Source organism: Vibrio sp. 1978, assembly GCF_033344345.1.
The window spans coordinates 1-623 of record NZ_JAWPOP010000648.1 but is presented as its reverse complement, the minus strand read 5'-3'; the positions used below and the strand labels follow the sequence as shown (position 1 = coordinate 623).

The window sequence follows — 623 nt, the reverse complement described above, 5'->3', positions numbered from 1 at the left end:
TGTGAAATCGTTCTTCACTCTCTGGAAGACTTAAATACCTCTGCAATCAAAATCGCCAATGGCGAAAACACCGGCCGCCAAGTAGGTTCGCCTATTACTGACTTAGCGCTAAAAATGCTGAAAGACATTGAAGGCTCTGAGCGTAATTTCTCACGTTCTTACTTCACACGTGCCAAAGGCGGCGTACTAATGAAGTCAATCACTGTTGCGATCCGCAACGGTGAAAATCGCGTAATTGGTTTGCTGTGTATCAACGTCAACCTTGATGCGCCATTTTCGCAAGTGTTGCAATCTTTCATGCCAACGCAAGAAGCGAAAGAAGCCGCTTCATCGGTGAACTTCGCGAGTGACGTAGAAGAGCTGGTGGACCAAACCGTTGAACGTACGATTGAAGAAATCAATGCGGATAAATCGGTATCGAACAACACCAAGAATCGTCAGATCGTGATGGAGTTGTACGACAAAGGCATCTTCGACATCAAAGATGCCATCAACCGTGTTGCCGATCGTCTTAACATTTCAAAACACACCGTGTACTTATACATTCGTCAACGTAAAACCGAGGACGAATAAGCGTGGGTGGATTAACTTACACGCTGGTGGTAAATGGCTCTGTTTACGGC

General features: G+C 45.7%; 1 protein-coding gene. It reads left to right on the top strand.

Features of this window, described 5'->3' with window-relative positions; genetic code table 11:
* On the top strand, positions 1-573 hold a 573-nt coding region (locus tag R8N49_RS28325), incomplete at its 5' end, for a transcriptional regulator (RefSeq protein ID WP_318190594.1).
* Between the last annotated feature and the right edge of the window lie 50 nt (positions 574-623).